At 44.6% G+C, this 18,144-nt stretch carries 15 protein-coding genes; 1 reads left to right on the top strand and 14 read right to left on the bottom strand.

What is annotated here, in order from left to right:
• Positions 1-11 precede the first annotated feature (11 nt).
• The 8 genes from ysxE to hemA form a co-directional block, all read right to left on the bottom strand.
• Entirely contained in the window at positions 12-1,037 is a 1,026-nt protein-coding gene (gene ysxE / locus V6B33_RS11080; RefSeq protein WP_334217817.1) for a spore coat protein YsxE, read from the bottom strand.
• 114 nt (positions 1,038-1,151) lie between these two features.
• Positions 1,152-2,369, bottom strand: a complete 1,218-nt coding sequence (spoVID, locus tag V6B33_RS11085; protein ID WP_334217818.1) for a stage VI sporulation protein D — start codon at positions 2,367-2,369, stop codon at positions 1,152-1,154.
• Positions 2,370-3,109: 740 nt separating this feature from the next.
• Positions 3,110-4,402 carry a glutamate-1-semialdehyde 2,1-aminomutase gene (gene hemL, locus V6B33_RS11090; RefSeq protein WP_334217819.1) on the bottom strand — a complete coding sequence of 431 codons (1,293 nt, stop codon included), beginning with the start codon at positions 4,400-4,402 and terminating at the stop codon, positions 3,110-3,112.
• A 43-nt stretch (positions 4,403-4,445) separates the two neighbouring features.
• On the bottom strand, positions 4,446-5,420 hold the full coding sequence (hemB, locus tag V6B33_RS11095) for a porphobilinogen synthase (protein WP_334217820.1): 975 nt from the start codon (positions 5,418-5,420) through the stop codon (positions 4,446-4,448).
• Between the two features lie 26 nt (positions 5,421-5,446).
• The gene (locus V6B33_RS11100; protein WP_334217821.1) at positions 5,447-6,241 is read right to left on the bottom strand and encodes a uroporphyrinogen-III synthase; all 795 of its coding nucleotides are present in this window, start codon (positions 6,239-6,241) and stop codon (positions 5,447-5,449) included.
• On the bottom strand, positions 6,241-7,173 hold the full coding sequence (gene hemC / locus V6B33_RS11105) for a hydroxymethylbilane synthase (protein ID WP_334217822.1): 933 nt from the start codon (positions 7,171-7,173) through the stop codon (positions 6,241-6,243). Before hemC ends, V6B33_RS11100 begins: the two co-directional genes overlap by 1 nt.
• A gap of 17 nt (positions 7,174-7,190) precedes the next feature.
• The gene (locus V6B33_RS11110; RefSeq protein WP_334217823.1) at positions 7,191-8,024 is read right to left on the bottom strand and encodes a cytochrome C assembly family protein; all 834 of its coding nucleotides are present in this window, start codon (positions 8,022-8,024) and stop codon (positions 7,191-7,193) included.
• A 15-nt stretch (positions 8,025-8,039) separates the two neighbouring features.
• Positions 8,040-9,392 carry a glutamyl-tRNA reductase gene (gene hemA / locus V6B33_RS11115; RefSeq protein WP_334218000.1) on the bottom strand — a complete coding sequence of 451 codons (1,353 nt, stop codon included), beginning with the start codon at positions 9,390-9,392 and terminating at the stop codon, positions 8,040-8,042.
• A gap of 397 nt (positions 9,393-9,789) precedes the next feature.
• Here hemA and V6B33_RS11120 point away from each other — a divergent pair, with 397 nt between their 5' ends.
• Positions 9,790-10,275 (top strand): LiaI-LiaF-like domain-containing protein, encoded by a 486-nt coding sequence (locus tag V6B33_RS11120; protein WP_334217824.1) that lies wholly within the window; start codon positions 9,790-9,792, stop codon positions 10,273-10,275.
• Positions 10,276-10,640: 365 nt separating this feature from the next.
• Here V6B33_RS11120 and V6B33_RS11125 read toward each other — a convergent pair whose 3' ends face one another.
• The 6 genes from V6B33_RS11125 to lonB all read right to left on the bottom strand — a co-directional run bounded on the left by V6B33_RS11125 (position 10,641) and on the right by lonB (position 17,994).
• Positions 10,641-11,375 carry an amino acid ABC transporter ATP-binding protein gene (locus V6B33_RS11125; RefSeq protein ID WP_334217825.1) on the bottom strand — a complete coding sequence of 245 codons (735 nt, stop codon included), beginning with the start codon at positions 11,373-11,375 and terminating at the stop codon, positions 10,641-10,643.
• A 16-nt stretch (positions 11,376-11,391) separates the two neighbouring features.
• Complete coding sequence (locus V6B33_RS11130) at positions 11,392-12,039, bottom strand: amino acid ABC transporter permease (RefSeq protein ID WP_334217826.1); 648 nt, start codon at positions 12,037-12,039, stop codon at positions 11,392-11,394.
• Between the two features lie 105 nt (positions 12,040-12,144).
• Positions 12,145-12,951 (bottom strand): transporter substrate-binding domain-containing protein, encoded by an 807-nt coding sequence (locus V6B33_RS11135; RefSeq protein ID WP_442915518.1) that lies wholly within the window; start codon positions 12,949-12,951, stop codon positions 12,145-12,147.
• A 328-nt stretch (positions 12,952-13,279) separates the two neighbouring features.
• Complete coding sequence (gene yihA / locus V6B33_RS11140; RefSeq protein ID WP_334217828.1) at positions 13,280-13,864, bottom strand: ribosome biogenesis GTP-binding protein YihA/YsxC; 585 nt, start codon at positions 13,862-13,864, stop codon at positions 13,280-13,282.
• A complete protein-coding gene (lon, locus tag V6B33_RS11145) occupies positions 13,861-16,185 on the bottom strand; it encodes an endopeptidase La (protein ID WP_334217829.1) in 2,325 nt (774 codons plus the stop codon). The genes yihA and lon overlap by 4 nt, the downstream gene beginning before the upstream one ends.
• A gap of 144 nt (positions 16,186-16,329) precedes the next feature.
• Positions 16,330-17,994 carry an ATP-dependent protease LonB gene (gene lonB, locus V6B33_RS11150; protein WP_334217830.1) on the bottom strand — a complete coding sequence of 555 codons (1,665 nt, stop codon included), beginning with the start codon at positions 17,992-17,994 and terminating at the stop codon, positions 16,330-16,332.
• Positions 17,995-18,144 lie beyond the last annotated feature (150 nt).

Genomic DNA, 18,144 nt, shown 5'->3' on the forward strand with positions numbered 1-18,144 from the left:
CAGTTCTTTTTTTATTCTGTTTCGGCTGACTGCTCCTGCTTCTTTTTTTCCATTTCATCCAGACGCATGACAACATATTCGGTATTTTTAAGAAGCCAATAGTGACGCTGCAGTTTCTTAAGCGATTTCCGCTCATTCCTCTTCCCTTTGGCAGTATGAAAATATTTTTCTACCACTGCAATCACTGAACTTGGATAGGCTAAATAACTCATGAACAGCAGTCTTTCCTCGTTTCGGACGGTAAAATGGTGAAAGTACGTTTCCAGCCACTCTACACATTCGTCATAATACTTGGGGTACGTCTTCAATGTTCTGGAGAGAAAAGGCAGCAAGTCGTGAAAAGGCGAAGCGATTTTCGAGTTTTCGAAGTTATGGAAATACCCCAATCCCCTGTCGTCGAATAGGAAATGTTCGGTCGACACTTTTCCATGAATGATGACCGTCCTCACCTTTTCAAGTTCCTTAGTGTTCTCATACCACTCGTCGAGCATCTTCCGTGAAAACTTAAGTGCCTGTGACACATCTTTATAAAACATACAAAAGTGATATTGAAACGGGGACATATAGGCTGTCTTCTCGCACGTTTCCACATATTCATCAAGAAACTGCTGTTCCTTTTCCCATCTTGAAGTCAACTGTTCATAATGTGATTCCCTTTCTTCTTTGTTTATCTTCACATCCTGCGAGGATATCGTATGAAGCCTGGCTAGTTCGCGGAACAGTTTCTGATGTTTTTCAAATCGATCTTCCTTCTCCTGATTGTTCAGCCACGGCATCAAATAGAATAGTTCTCCTTCGTGCCAGACACCATACCTTCCATCCATGGTCGGATAAATGGGGACGATCCGGTTGTATCCCCTTTGAAAGAGTGTCTGGACGTTCCTGACGAAATCCACACCGTTTTCAGCAGGTATGTGTTTGACCGCAAGCGTCCCTTTGTTCGAGTACACCCTGCATACCTTCCCTGTGTCTTCCACAAAAAAAGGTTCTACTCCGTATGGCTGCAAGACAGGTTTTAAACTGTCGATGGTCTGCATATAGTTCACCTCCCCATCTTTATTCCCGTTCACTGGACCCCATTATATAAAAGAAAGGACTGCCGCCAGTATGTTGGTGTCAGTCCTGATTTATCATTCTGGTTCATTTTTAACTTATATCTTGAACACCGGCTCTTCATTTGGAATATAGAGCACCTGGCCGCCATATACTTCTTGATTTGCTTCCAGATGATTGACCCGTAAAAGCTGGGCGATCGTCAAATCATATTTTTCAGCAATGTGATCGAGGGTTTCCCCTTCCTGTACAATGCACACCCTGAGTTTTGCACCTCGTTCCTCTTCTTTCCTTGCAAAGAAATCAGTCAGCGAAATGCTTTCATATTTTTTCTTCCCTTTGATTTTTTTCTTTTTATCCGCTGGTTCTTCAGCACTTTCCAATTCCGCTTCCATCGAAGACGACTCTTCTTCCTCTTCTTCTTTCAACTGTTGCTGAACCGGTGCAGGAGTTTGCATCTTCTTCTGTTCAACTGCAGGCGGAGGTATTTCCTGTTCCTGGGAAGATTCGCTTAATTCATGCTCCGGAAGTTCGAATACATTTTCTTTCCGGAAGTAACTTTCTTCATGGGAAGGATGTGAATCATACTGGATTTGAACCGGTATTTCATCCTCTTCACCTGCAGGTGGCGTCCTCCCTTCCAGCGAGAATGGCTGATATTCATCATCTTCCTTAGAATCATCTGCTGATTCCTCTTCAGAATCATCATTTTCGTACTGGTCATCTTCAGATTCTTCGTTCTCATCCTCATCTGCATCATTGTATTGAAGTCTTACTGCCTCCTCTTCTTCAACAGGTGTTTCCGCAAACGCTTCTGATCGATACAGAGGGGCATAGAGTTCTTCTTCCTTATACTCCACTTCAAGCGGGGTATGGGTCTGCTGTTCACCGTAAATCCCTGTGATGGTCAAATCAGCATTCAGTTTCAAGCAGGCATTTTCCGGCACGACATAATCAAAGGATTCCACATACACATCAATGTCCCCTAAGTTGGCAATCCGGTTTTTCGGGATCGTCACATCCACAGGGAAACGATGAACAAATTCATTTTCCCCTCTTTCCCTTTTCTCTACAATCTGAACGAATTTACCGCTTTCTTCAGATTGATCATCATCGTCTTCAGCCCTTGGACTGCTCGGCAGGTATTCACCTGATAAATCGAGTGTTCCCCTAATGAGGACGTACTGTTCCTGTTCTTGTATCGTTATATGTGGATCTAAGGAGATAGATAGCAATTCTTCAACTTCCTGTCCTTTTTTGAACCAAATTGATTCTTCCAAAGAAAATCGCAGGCACGATTGTTGATCTTGTGACAAAGAAATTCCTCCTTTCAAGTTCCAAACCAAAGAAATGTATGACAATGTCATTATCACTTTATGATTTGAATGGGAGAAATATGATAGAGATGCAGAAGTTTTAGAAAATAGAGCTCCCCCTTCTAACACCGCAATTGATTTCCGTTCCTTGAATCAAAATAAAAATAGGCTGGGACAAAACAAAAAAACATCTATCTAGAGGTGTACATTTTGAGTGTAGACTCTAAATGCCGCTAATGATTTCCGTGCAAGACTTCGCTTTCCGCGGGTAGCCCGTGAGCCTCCTCGTCGCGTTCGCTCCTGCGGGTAAGAAAAGTGGAGGGGGTTTGCTCAGAGGTGTGTGGCATAAGGCGAATCGGCCACGAAGGCGTTCTTTGCCTTCTTGGACGAGTTGACTTATGACATGTGCCTCTAAGCCCCGGAGCTGGACAATTAGAAAAGCGGAGGCGGCTTGCTCAGAGGCGACAAGCATAAGACGAGCAAGCCGGAAAGGCGCTTTTTGCCTTTTTGGCTTGATTGACTTATGACCTCGAGCCTCTAGCCGCCGGAGCTGGACAGGTCTCACATAAGTTACTTTTCCCGCAGGATTCTACGTCTTGCACTCCAATCAACCGCTGGAACAGGCTATATACTAAATGAACAGTTGAATAAAAACCCGAACTTACTTGAATCCTTGAATTCAAATTAGTTCGGGTTTGATTTAGACTAAAACACTTCTGTCCCAGCCTCTTCTCATATCATTATTTCTTACTAATTTTCTCAAATGCTCTTTCTGCTGCTTGAATTGTCTTGGCGATGTCTTCATCGCTGTGGGCTGTCGATAAGAACAGACCTTCGAATTGTGAGGGTGGTAGAAATACTCCTTCATTCGCCATCTCCCGGTAATAATCTGCGAACATTTCCAGGTCGGAGGACTTTGCCCCTTCATAGTTCTTCACTTCTTCATTTGTGAAGAATAATCCGACCATCGAACCTGCACGATTGATTGTGTGAGGGATGCCATGTTTTTCAGCCGCTTTCTTCAGCCCGTCTTCCAGAAGATCGGCTTTGCGCCCGAATTCTTCATAGCTTTCAGGTGTCAATTGACTGAGCGTTTCATAACCGGCTGTCATAGCCAGCGGATTTCCTGACAGGGTTCCCGCTTGATAGATCGGTCCGCTCGGTGCGATCTGTTCCATGATTTCGGCTTTTCCGCCATAAGCTCCTACGGGAAGTCCACCGCCGATCACTTTTCCTAAACAAGTCAAATCAGGTGTCACATTGAAAAAGCCTTGAGCACAGCCGTATCCTACACGGAAACCGGTCATGACTTCATCAAAGATCAATAGTGAACCGTGCTGTTCAGTGATTTCACGAAGCCCTTCCAGGAACCCTGGCTTAGGAGGGACAACTCCCATATTTCCTGCTACCGGCTCTACGATGATACCTGCGATATCGTCACCATATTGTTCGAATGCATAACGGATGCTTTCAAGATCATTGTATGGAACGGTAATCGTATTTTTCGCTACTCCTTCAGGCACACCCGGGCTGTCAGGCAGACCAAGCGTTGCCACTCCGGAACCTGCTTTGATCAAGAGTGAATCTCCGTGGCCGTGATAGCAGCCTTCGAACTTGATGATTTTATTTCGGCCGGTATATCCGCGTGCAAGACGAAGTGTACTCATGGTCGCTTCCGTCCCGGAAGAAACCATACGGACGATTTCAATGCTTGGTACACGGTCGATGACCAATTGGGCGAGTTTGTTTTCGATTTCAGTCGGAGCTCCAAAGCTTGTCCCGCTTTCTGCCACTTTCTTGATCGATTCCACTACACGGTCATTGCTGTGTCCCAGGATGAGCGGTCCCCATGACAGGACGTAATCGATGTATTCATTACCGTCGATGTCATAGATCTTGGACCCTTTTCCCCTCTCCATGAAAATGGGATCCATCTTGACTGATTTAAATGCACGGACGGGACTGTTGACACCGCCTGGCATTAGTTTTTTTGCTTCTTTGAATGCTGCTTGTGATTTTTCAAATGTACGCATCCGATTTCCTCCTTTAAAGATATTCAGGAATGATGAACTGGTTTTAGGACAGCCACCCTGCTGCATCTTTTGCGAAATACGTGATGATCAGGTCTGCCCCTGCCCGCTTCATGCTTGTCAGTTTTTCCATCACGATTTCCTTCTCGTTGACCCAGCCATTTTCTGCAGCGGCTTTGACCATGCTGTATTCCCCGCTTACATTATAAGCAACAACCGGGGCGTTGAAACGATCCTTCACTTCTCTCATGATATCCATATAGGATAGAGCAGGTTTGACAATCAGGAAATCTGCTCCTTCTTCGATATCGGACTGTGCCTCGCGCAATGCTTCCAATCGGTTTGCAGGATCCATTTGATACGTTCTTCTGTCACCGAATTGAGGTGTGGAATGAGCGGCATCACGGAATGGTCCGTAGAAACTGGAAGAATACTTGACTGCGTATGACATGATCGGTACTTCTGTAAATCCTGCTTCATCCAAGCCGCGGCGGATCGCAGCGACAAAGCCGTCCATCATGTTCGAAGGGGCGATGATATCCGCGCCTGCTTCCGCCTGACTTATTGCCGTTTTCGCCAGCAGGTCAAGCGTTGGATCATTCAGGATTTTTCCTTCTTTAACAATTCCGCAGTGGCCGTGACTAGTATACTGACACAGGCACGTATCTGCCACGACGACCATTTCAGGGTAAAGCTCTTTCACAAATCGGGTCGCTCTCTGAACGATTCCATGCTCATGATAAGCCTGCTTACCGAGATCGTCTTTCTCTGCCGGTACACCGAAAAGAATGATCGATTTAATACCCAGTGAGACGATCTCATCCATTTCGGCTTTTAAGTTATCCATGGAAATATGGAAGACACCAGGCATCGATGATACTGCGTTACGGATATTCTCACCCTCGACCACAAATAGCGGGTAAATCAAATCTTCTTTTCTAAGATGTGTTTCCCTTACCAGGGAACGCATATTTTCTGTTTGTCTTAATCGGCGATGACGGTTGAACATTATATCTTTCACTTTAAAACCTCCAATAGATAGGGTTATCATGATTGGCTGCCGGCTGCAGAAACAAACTGTATGATTTCTGTAACCATTTCATCTACAGTATACGTGTTTGGGCATATTTTTACATGCAATCCGCACTCTTCAGCCGTCTTTTTGGTGAGCGGACCTATACAGGCTGCAGGGAGTTTGCTGATTTTCTCATATAGGTCGTTTCCTTCGACCACCTTCATAAAATGACGGACAGTCGATGAACTTGTGAACGTCAAAATATCCACGCCCCCCGTTTCGATGATCTCTTTCAGCTTTTCGATGCTTTCTTGGGGGAAGATCGTTTCATATATGATCCATTCGTCACAATGGACACCAGCCTCTTTCAATTCCGCCGCAATGACATTTCGCGCAAGATTCCCTTTTGGCACAAGGATATTACCCGATGGATTCCTCTCAGAAATGAACTGCCGTACTAAGTCATCCCCGGTAAAATCATCGGCGACGAATGTAACGGAAAGACCATGCATTTCACAGAATTTTTTCGTTTTTGTCCCTACTGCAGCGATTTTTGCAGAGAATGAGGATACGTTGATGTGATACGCCTTCAATTTTTCAAGAAAGAAAGCAACACCATTTTTACTTGTGAAGATGATCCATTGATAGTTATGTATCGACGCTATGAACGTCGCTTCGCGCGGGTCAACATACGGTTTGAAGTCAAGGAGTGGGACCGCCACCGGAACCCCTCCGTTACCTTCAATAAGGGAGCTCAATTCCTTGGCTCCCTCTCTTCCCCTGGTGATGAGTACCTTTAATTGATCTAAAGGCTTTTCACCATCCATTATTGATCCAGCTCCTCTTTGACGCGGTCAATCAAGGCTTTCGCGCCAAGTTCAGTCAAGCTTTCCGCTACTCTTTCACCGACTGTCCCGGGATCTGTGCCCATCATATACTCTTTGTAGATAGTATGACCGTCCGGCGACGCCACGAGGCCGGTCAGTGCGACTTCTCCATTATCTTTCAATTCTGCATAACCAGCGATCGGAACCTGGCATCCGCCTTCCATTTTATGAAGGAAAGCCCTTTCCGCTGTGACCGTCTGAGTCGTTTCTTCGTCCGAGAAATGCTTTAGTAAATCAAGAAGTTCTGCATCATCTTCACGGCATTCAATCGAGAGCGCTCCCTGACCGACTGCAGGCAGGCAAAGATCGGGATCAAGGAATTCAGTCACGACATCACTCGTCCAACCCATCCTCGAGAGTCCTGCTGCTGCCAGGATGATGGCATCATAATCTTCATTTTGCAGCTTTGAAAGGCGTGTATCGATATTTCCGCGGATCCATTTTATTTCCAGGTCTGGACGCACTGACAGAACCTGCGCCCCTCTTCGCAAACTGCTGGTGCCGACAATGGCACCCGAAGGAAGATCTTTCAGCGCAACATGATTCTTACTGATGAACGCATCACGGTGATCTTCACGTTCCGGTATACATCCGATTGTGAGTCCTTCAGGCAGAACGGCCGGCATATCCTTCATGCTGTGAACCGCCATATCGATCTCTTTATCGAGCATCGCCTGCTCGATTTCTTTCACAAACAAACCTTTTCCTCCAACCTTGGAAAGAGTGACATCAAGGATTTGATCCCCTTTTGTCACGATTTCCTTCACTTCGAAGTCATAGGCGGGATCGATTGCCTTCAGCTGATCGATCACCCAATTTGTTTGAGTAAGTGCTAATTTGCTGCGTCTAGATCCAACAATGATTTTTCTCATAATAACCTCCTGAAAGCTTATGAATACCAGAAATGAAAAGATGAAAGCCGGCTCCCCAAGAAGAAATTGATCAAGATGATCAAGAAAGCCGCGACATTAAGCAATGCCAATGATTTGCCAAAAACGTTCTTCTTTATCCTCAAATATAAATACGTACTATATAAAATTAATAGAATGAATGATCCTATGATCTTCGGGTCATACAATATGAAATCCGGAAGCTTGATGAATGCCCATTGCATACCGAGAATCAGACTGAGCAGAAGCATGGCAACCCCGATCGAGTTCAGGATATAAGAGATCTTCTCCAGTTTGGACAAATCACTGATCCTCCACAGCCTCTGTCCCCACTTTTTCTCTTTCAGCAGCTTGAATTGCAGAAGGTAGAGAAGTGAAAATACAAAGGACAATGAAAATGCGCCGTAAGAAAGAATCGCCATCGTGATGTGGATCAGAAGAAGTTCAGACACCATCTGCTCCGCCATCGCCTGCGATTCCACCTGGACGGGTGCAAAGGTATGTATGGCCATGATGATGAACCCCAGTACATTGGTGAAAAAGACGGTAAAGTCGACCCTGAGCAGCCGGTTGATGACCAGCGACAGTGTAATCAGTACCCAGGCATAAAAATAAAGTCCCTCAAAAATCGTGAGGACTGGGAACCTGCCTGTATTGATCATGTAAAGAAATAAAAAAATTGTTTGAAGGACCCAAACAATTGCAAGCAGCCAGAAGGCAAAAAGATTTGCCTTCCGGTTTTTGTTTAAAAAATCTATAAAATAAAACAGAATACTAATAGCATACAGAACAATCATCAGTTCGTGCAGCCTAGTCATCGTTTGTTCAAACATAGACAATAACCTCACTTAAGCATGAAAAGTAGGTTGCGGAGTGAAGTTCGGTCCCGTTTCACTCTTCTCATTGGCTGCTTTCAGTTGTGTCTGTTCCTGCACTTGTTTCTCAATATTGAAAATGGAAACGAATAAATCCAGTTTATCATCGGCATCAGGCAGGCCAGCAAGTTCTTTCGCTTGTGAAATCGGGTCTTTCAGCAATTGATTAATGATGCTTTTCGTATGTTTGCTCAACACTTTTCGTTCCCTGTCTGTCAAGTTGGGCATTTTACGCTCGATGCTTTCCATCGTGTCAGCCTGTATCGATAACGCTTTTTGTCTCAGGGCCGAAATGACCGGCACAACCCCGAGCATGTTTAACCAGTCTTTAAACGCAACGATCTCGGCTTCGATCATCAATTCTATGTGTTCGGCTGCTTTTTTACGTTCAGCCAGGTTGGCTTGTACAATTCCCTCCAGGTCATCGATGTCATAGAGGAAGACACTCTCTAATTCGCCGATGGAAGGATCAAGGTCACGGGGAACGGCAATATCCACCATGAAGAGCGGACGTCCTTTTCTCATGCTTTCAACGACCGACATTGTTTCCTTCGAAATCACAAAGTCCTTTGCGCCGGTGGAGCTGATCATGATATCCGCCTCGACGAGTGCACATTGAAGTTCCTGAAGCGTCTTTGCATTTCCTTCGAACCGATCGGCAAGTGTCTGTGCTTTTTCAAACGTCCGGTTAATGACTGTTACCTTCGTTGCACCGCTGCCATGTAAGTTCTTGATTGCAAGCTCTCCCATTTTACCTGCTCCAAGAATCAGTACATGCTTGTTTTCAAGGCTGCCGAATACTTTTTTTGCAAGCTCGACCGCTGCATAGCTGACCGATACGGCATTAGAACCGATTTCAGTTTCGGAATGGGCTTTTTTCGCCACTGTCACTGCCTGCTTGAACAAATGATTGAATACCGTTCCTGTTGAACCGGCTTCCTGTGCAGTGAAGAAGCTTGTACGCACCTGTCCGAGTATCTGCGTTTCACCAAGGACCATTGAATTCAGACCGCAAGACACTTTAAAAAGGTGTTCGACCGCTCCTTCTTGTTCATAGATGAACAAATACGGGGTGAACTCCTCTTTATCTATATCAAACCATTGAGATAAAAAATCTTTAATATAATAACGACCTGTGTGAAGCTGATCGACTACTGCATATACTTCCGTTCTGTTACAAGTGGAAACGATGACATTCTCCAGAATGCTTTTCTTTTCCTTCAACGCTCTCATAGCAAATGGAAGATCAGTTTCATTGAATGATAAACGCTCACGAATCTCAACAGGGGCCGTTTTATAATTTAAACCAACGACAATCGTATACATGCTATGCATTACACCCCCAATAAAATCATTACCTTAAGTATAACATGTCCGTTAAGTATCCTTTGTCCGTAAATGTGAACAGAAATTGAAACCTGGCTATGTTATGATGTACCATATAAAAAAATCAGCCGTAAAGATCGGATTCCATCGTATGATCTTTGAAAACCGTTTCATTTCTCTTAAAATTCGACATTTCCTACTAATGTAGGTTAACAAAACAAGCTGAAAGAATCAAGTAATGGAAAGGATTCACACTATTTTCGGCGTATAAAGTATGAGTATAAGCTTCTCTCTACCATTTTTCCTCATTTTGACGAAAATAAACCTAACTGCTCACTCGCATTTCGAAGGATTATGATTTACTTATTTCATTGCAAAGGATTATTGGAGGACGATCATGAAACAGCAAAGGATATTTCCGGGATTGATACTAATTGGTTTTGGACTTTACTTTTATCTGCAGCAGGCGAATATTGTCCTGTTTCAGGAGTTTTTCACATGGCCCACCCTGCTTATGATAGTCGGCATTGCCTTTTTAGGTCAGGGCTATGGTGCACGTGATTATGAGGCTATCTTGCCGGGTACCATCCTTGTCGGATTCGGCCTGCATTTTCACGTTGTAAATAAGCTGGATATATGGCCGGATCACATGGGGACATTCATCTTGATCATTTCGTTGGGTTTTCTGCTGCGATACCAAAAAACAGGGAATGGGTTATTTCAAGGCATTCTCTTCTTGATCTTGTCTATTATTCTATTATTTTATGATAAAGTGATGGGCTATCTCGGCTTAATTAAAGGACAGGTCGGATCTGCATGGGAGTTCTGGCCGATTGTCATCATCGCTGTCGGCGTTTATTTATTATTCATCAGGAAAAAATAAAAATGCTGTTAAATACCGCAGTTGATTTCCGTGCAAGACTTCGCTTTCCGCGGGTGACCCGTGAGCCTCCTCGGTCGTACATCCCTGCGGGCAGAAAAGCGGAGGCGGCTTGCTCAGAAGCGACAAGCATAAGACAGGGCAGCCACAAAGGCGCCTTTTACCTTTTTGGATGCCCTGGCTTATGTCTCGAGCCTCTAGTCGCCAGAGCTGGACAGGTCTCACATTGGCCACTTCTCCCGCAGGAGTCTTCGTCCTGCACTCCAATCAACTGCTGGAACCGGTATCAAGCAACACTAAGCAATAACTGAACAAAAAAGGCCCATCCCAAAATGTAACAAAGTACTTTAAGGGAATGGCCTTTAATATTAAAGAACAGAATCCAGGAATTCTTTTGTTCTTTGTTCTTTTGGATTTGAGAACATTTCTTTTGGATAGCCTTCTTCTACGATTCTGCCGTCATGCATGTAAACGACGCGATCCCCCACTTCGCGGGCAAATCCCATTTCGTGAGTGACGACGACCATTGTCATCCCCTCTAGGGCAAGTTCTTTCATTGTAGCCAGCACCTCGCCGACAAGTTCAGGGTCGAGTGCGGATGTAGGTTCATCGAACAACATGATATCCGGTTTCATGGCAAGTGCCCTTGCGATTGCAACACGCTGCTTCTGCCCGCCCGAAAGCTTCGAAGGATAGACGTTTTCCTTTTCAGCCAATCCGACTTTTTTCAATAATTCCTGTGCATCTTTCCTGGCTTGTGCTTTCGGGACACGCTTTACATGTACAGGTGCTTCCATGACGTTCTCCAAAACCGTCATATGAGGGAAGAGATAGAAGTGCTGAAAGACCATCCCCACTTTTTGACGGATTTCATTTAAATCATGTGTATCCTGATTCACTACCTCCCCTTCAAAAATCACCTTACCGTTATCTTTCAATTCCAGGAAATTCAGGCAGCGAAGCAGCGTGCTTTTACCCGATCCGCTGGCACCGATTAAGCAGACAACCTCGCTTTCCCTCACGTCCATATCAATATCCTTCAGTACATGCAAGTCCCCGAAGGATTTATTCAACTTTTCAACCTTGATCATTTCCTGACTCATTTTCATCCCTCCATCGTTAATCACTGACAGACATACGTTTTTCGATTACATTGACAATCGTCGAGAACACCAGGACTAGAACCAGGTAATAGATTGCAACGATTAACAGGTATGTCATATAGTCGAAGTTATTTGATCCCAAGGTCGTGGCGACGCTGAAGAGCTCAAACATACCGATAAAGGATGCAAGAGAAGAATCCTTTAATGCGATGATAAACTGATTCCCGAGTGGCGGCAGGGCTCTGCGAAATGCCTGTGGCAAGATGATCCTTCTCATGGTCAATCCGTTTGACATTCCAAGCGAGCGGCCCGCTTCCATCTGACCGCGGTCGATGGATTGAATGGCGCCCCTGAAGATTTCAGCTATATAGGCCCCATTATGGAAGGCAAGACCGAGAACGACCGACCAGAATCCTGAAATATGAAGTGCGGTCAATCCAAAATAGAAAATAAAGATCTGTACGATCAACGGTGTGCCCCGGACGACAAAGATATATAAATCTGCCAAAAGTTCCAGCGGCTTCACTTTTGAAATCTTTAAAAATGCAAAAAATAGTCCAATTACAATGGCAATCAATACGGATACGACCGTCAACTGAAATGTCAGCAGCATCCCTTTTAAAAATATGTCATATGTATCTGCAAAGGTTTCGAGAAAATGCATGAATGTCCCTCCATTCAACTATTTGCTTGTGTCTGGACAAAGCGGCCAATCGATAAAAAAAGCGAATGTGCACACGAAGCACATTCGCTTATCATCATGCTGCGCTTACTCTTCCGGGTCTGTTGTGATGTCAGTTTTGAAATACTTTTCGCTGATTTTTTTCAATGTGCCGTCTTCTCTCAGCTTCTCCAGTGCTTTATTGATATCTTTCAGAAGCTGTTCATTTTCTTTCCCTACCGCGATTGCCTGCTCGCTGCGTCCGATCAGTTCACGCGCTTCAATCTTCAATCCAGAAGCAATCGCCTCTTTACCTGTGATGAAGTCAGTGATGACGGCATCATGCTTCCCTTTGTTCAAGGCTTCAAGTGCAACGACATCACTATCGTATTGCTGGATGCTGTCTGTCACTTCTTTCGCAGTATCTGCATAAGTGGATCCTTTTGATACGGCAATCTCTTTACCCTCAAGGTCTGACAATGTTTGTACATCACTGTCGGGACGGACGAAGATCTGAGGTCCCGAATAGTAATACGGAGTCGAGAAGTCCACTTCCTTCAATCGGTCTTCCGTAATCGTATGACTGGCCACCGCTACATCGAAGCGGCCCGACTTAACTCCTTCCACGATTCCTGCAAACTTGAATTTCTTTTGTTCAGGCTCAAGTCCGAGTTCCTTGGCAACGGCTTCGGCAACCTCGATATCAAATCCTGACATCGTACCGTCTCCCTCGGTTACACTGAAGGGCTTAAACTCACCTGAAGCTGCATATATCAGCTTTCCTTCTTCTACAAGCTTTGCTCCGCTTTCTGTTTCCGCTTTCCCTCCGCATGCAGAGAGGATCAGTACGAATAACACTACCAATAAACCTGTCAATTTCTTCACTCTTTGAAGTCCCCCTTTTTTATGTACCATATATCTTTCATAATTGTATCAACAAAAGAGAAAATTCTCAAAATTCAAATATCCTAATAATTATTTATAATTACGCATAATTAAAGGTGACAGTCACTGACCTCGCATATGGACAAGTATGCGTCACATTCCTTTCATATCCTGTATATTTCTCGATACACTTAGGTACTAACTCCCTTTAATATCCATTCACACAAAAAAGAACTGCTTCAATAGTTTGTCTTCCACTATTGAAGCAGTTCTTTTTTATTAGTCGTATAGAATTTTTATACTGTTTTATATACCGCTTATGGAGATTTTCACGCAAGGCATTCTTTTATTTCCTTGATTACTTATAAAAAGATTTAATGGCGGACCATGCTTTGTCTTTACCAAGGCCAGTTTCAGAAGAGAACAATACTAATTCATCCTCTTGATCCATTGCAAGGGTTTCTTTTGTTACCTTCAGATGCTTCTGCCATTTGCCTTTCGGTATTTTATCGGCTTTTGTGGCAATCACAATGCATGGGATGTCATAATGCTTAAGAAATTCATACATGACTGCATCATCGTTTGTCGGCGGGTGGCGGAGGTCGACGATCAGAATGACGGCTTTCAGCTGTTCACGGGAGGTAATATACGTTTCGATCATTTTCCCCCATGCCTCGCGTTCTTTCTTGGATACCTTTGCGTACCCGTATCCTGGTACATCCACATAATAAAGTGTTTCTTCTATTTTATAAAAGTTAAGCGTCTGTGTTTTACCCGGTTTGGATGAAATCCTGGCCATGCTGTTGCGGCCGATCATTTTATTGATGAACGATGATTTCCCCACGTTCGAACGGCCGGCGAGTGCAAATTCAGGCAGGTCTCCTTCTGGATACTGTTCCGGCCTGACGGCACTGATCACTAATTCAACTTGATTTACTTTCACTTCTCTTCACCTACTAATGCTTTCTCTAAAACCTCATCGATGTGGGATACAAGAATGAAAGTAAGATCTTCCCGTACACTTTCAGGAATATCATCAATGTCCTTTTCATTATCCTTCGGAAGGATAATCGTTTTGATTCCAGCACGATGAGCGCTTAATGATTTTTCTTTCAATCCTCCGATCGGAAGGACTCTTCCGCGGAGTGTAATTTCCCCTGTCATTCCCACTTCCCTGTTTACAAACTTGCCGGTAAGGGCTGAAACGAGGGCAGTGGTGATCGTGATCCCTGCTGAAGGGCCGTCTTTCGGCACCGCTCCTTCAGGTACGTGGATGTGAATATCCCACTTTTCATGGAATTGCTCATCGATCCCCAGGTCTTTCGCTTTGGAACGAACATAACTGAATGCTGTCTGGGCAGACTCTTTCATGACATCTCCAAGCTTACCGGTCAGCACAAGCTTTCCTTTACCGGGAGCCAGGGAAACTTCGATTTGAAGTGTATCCCCACCGACGGATGTATATGCAAGACCGGTCGAAACCCCGATTTGATTTTCGACTTCCGCTTGACCATATCTGAATTTCTTCTTCCCTAAGAAGTCTTCGATATTGCTGCTGGTGATCACGACGCGTTTCTTCTCACCTGATACAATGATCTTCGCCGTTTTTCTGCATAAGGAAGCGAGTTGACGCTCCAGACTTCTGACACCTGCTTCACGCGTATAGTAACGGACGATATCGACGATTGCCTCATCCCTTACCTGCAGCTGATTTTTTGTCAGTCCGTGATCTTTGATTTGCTTCGTCAACAAGTGATGCTTTGCGATATTCATTTTTTCAAGCTCGGTATATCCTGCTATCGTGATGATTTCCATACGGTCCCTTAATGGACCCGGGATCGTGGACAAATCATTTGCCGTTGCAAGGAACATGACCTTGGATAGATCATATGTCTCTTCGATATAATGGTCACTGAAGTTGGAGTTCTGCTCCGGATCGAGGACCTCGAGCATCGCCGATGACGGGTCTCCCCTGAAATCACTGGACATCTTATCAATTTCATCCAATAGGAAGACAGGATTGACTGTTCCTGCCTTCTTCATCCCCTGAATGATCCTTCCGGGCATTGCTCCGACGTAAGTACGTCTGTGGCCTCTGATTTCAGACTCGTCCCTGACTCCCCCAAGTGAGACCCGCACGAAGTTTCTGCCGAGTGACTCTGCTACTGAGCGAGCGAGACTCGTTTTACCGACTCCCGGAGGTCCGGCTAGGCAAAGGATCGGCCCTTTCAGCGATTTCGTCAATTGCTGCACGGCCAAATATTCAAGTACTCTTTCTTTTACTTTTTCCAGACCATAATGATCGCGGTTCAGGATGGCTTCTGACCGCTTGATGTCAAGCTGGTCTTTCGTCTCTGTTGACCATGGAAGTGAAACCAGCCATTCGATGTAGTTTCTGATAACAGAGCTTTCAGCGGAGCTTGACGGTACTTTTTCATAGCGGGCCAGTTCTTTAAGGGCGGCCTTTTCCACGTCCTCCGGCATATCGGCTTTTTCGATCTTCGACGTTAAGTCATCGATTTCACCGGCTTTCCCTTCTTTATCACCAAGTTCTTTTTGGATCGCTTTCATTTGTTCCCGAAGATAGTATTCTTTTTGAGTCCTTTCCATCGAACGCTTTACCCGTTGCCCTATCTTCTTTTCCAGGCTCAATACTTCTTTTTCATTGTTAATGGTTTCGATCACCATCTGCAGCCGCTTCTTGATATCAAGCGTTTCCAGAACTGATTGCTTTTCCTTCATCTTTAAAGGAAGATGGGATGCGACGATATCGGCAAGCCGCCCGGGTTCATCTATATCGGAGACGGTTGAATATGTTTCCGCTGATACTTTCTTGGATAACTTTATGTATTGCTCAAAATAATTCAAGAGTGTTCTCATCAATGCATCTGTTTCTGATTCCTTCTCAGGGGAGTCATGCAGCTCTTTTACTTCTACCTCATAGTATTCCTCTTCTGCAGTGAAAGCAGTGATCGATGCACGGTTCAATCCTTCCACCAGAACTCTGATCGTCCCGTTAGGCAATTTAAGCATCTGTTTTACCTTGGTCAGAGTACCCATTTCATAAAAATCTTCTTGTTCAGGCTCATCTATATTCATATCTTTTTGTGTAGTCAGGAAAATAAGGTGGTTATCCATCATGGCTTTTTCCAAAGCCTGTACGGAGCGCTCACGGCCAACATCTAAATGCAAGACCATTGTCGGATAAACGAGTAAGCCTCTTAATGGAAGGAGGGGAACCGTTATTTTATTTTGTTTTGACAAATCTAACACCTCCAAAATTAGGCTCTTAGCCTTTGTACAATTCTAACTTATTTACTAGGTAGTGTCTATTAAATAGGTACAGGACGGGTCATATGAATGCTCTCAATAACAAACCGATTCGGATAGACCCGAATCGGCCATAGTCTATACGCTTTTCTTATTTGATTCATTTAACAGGGCAGATTCACTTGTGCTTAATTGGTCTTTTATCAAAGCAAGATCCAGGACTTCTTTCAGATGTTTGACCGGAATCACTTCAATCCCTTCGATTCCATTCATCATCGATTGCTGATTTTCAAACGGGATGATTGCGATCTCCGCTCCAGCCAGTCTGGCTCCTTTTACTTTCGGATAAACTCCGCCGACAGGTTTAACAAATCCATGGATACTGATTTCACCGGTCAATGCCAGATTATGTTTGATCGGTATACGGTAAATGGCAGAGTAAATACCAAGTGCCATGGCGATGCCGGCTGAAGGGCCATCTACCGGGATACCACCGGGAAAATTCACGTGTATGTCATACTGGTCGGCAGGAACTCCCATTGAACGGAGTACCGTGATGACGTTTTCAATCGATCCCTTGGCCATGCTTTTCCTGCGGATAGATTTACTGCGGTCACCGATGCTTTCTTCTTCCACGATTCCGGTCACATTGATCTGCCCTTTGTCAGGTGCAGGAATCACAGTCACTTCGATTTCAAGCAGCGTTCCCGTATTCGGGCCAGTCACCGCCAGGCCGTTGACCACACCGATGGAAGCTTCTTCGTTTATTTTCTTCTGATATCTCGGTGTTAATTGACTGGATTGAATGATCCATTCCAGTTCATGATCAAAGATTTCAATTCTATTCTCATTGATCGCAACACCAGCGGCGATCTGGACCATATTCACTGCCTCACGTCCGTTACGGGAGTAGGAAGCAAGTGTATCAAGACCTTCATCACTGATTTTCATATTGATCTTATTAGCAGCACGCGCAGCCACTTTCTTTACTTCATCCTGCTCAAGCTCACGGAAGAATACCTCCATACAACGTGAGCGGATGGCAGGGGGAATTTCATTTGGCGTGCGGGTAGTGGCTCCGATCAATCTGAAATCAGCTGGAAGTCCGTTTTTGAATATATCATGTATGTGTGTGGGGATTTGATGGTTTTCTTCGTTATAATAAGCACTTTCCAGGAAAACTTTCCGATCCTCCAGCACTTTTAATAGTTTATTCATCTGAATAGGATGCAATTCGCCTATCTCATCAATGAACAACACGCCTCCATGGGCATTTGTGACCGCTCCCTGCTTCGGCTGCGGGATTCCTGCCTGTCCCATCGCTCCGGCTCCCTGATAGATTGGGTCATGAACAGAACCGATTAAGGGATCGGCAATCCCTCTTTCATCAAAACGGGCGGTGGTAGCATCCAGTTCCACAAAAACGGCACTGGATTTAAAGGGGGATTTGAAATTCTTCTTCGCTTCTTCCAATACAAGCCTTGCAGCTGCCGTTTTTCCTACCCCGGGAGGCCCGTAAATGATGACATGTTGAGGATTTGGGCTGCATAACGCTGCCTTTAAAGCTTTGATTCCATCTTCCTGACCGATAATATCATCGAAACTTGACGGTCTTACTTTTTCCGCAAGCGGCTCAGTCAGGGCAATTGATCTCATTTTTCTGAGTTCTTCCATTTCCTTTTTTGATTCACGGTCGATTGTCACTTTTTGATTCCGTTGATTTTTCAGCAGGTTCCAGAAATACAAGCCGATGATGATCCCGAAGAATAATTGTATGAACAAAGCGATGCTAGTAAAGCTCATTCGTCTCCCTCCAAGTAGATACAAGTTGTTACGGGTTAGTATCTCCTTGAGGAAGTGGGAATAAACAAAAAAATATTCAGTGCATGCTCAAATGGAGACCGCCCTGTTTGAGACCATTGATTACCGGGGATAGAGAAGTTTTTCAGGCAT

The organism is Mangrovibacillus sp. Mu-81, assembly GCF_036867415.1.
Lineage (GTDB): Bacteria > Bacillota > Bacilli > Bacillales > Bacillaceae_B > Rossellomorea.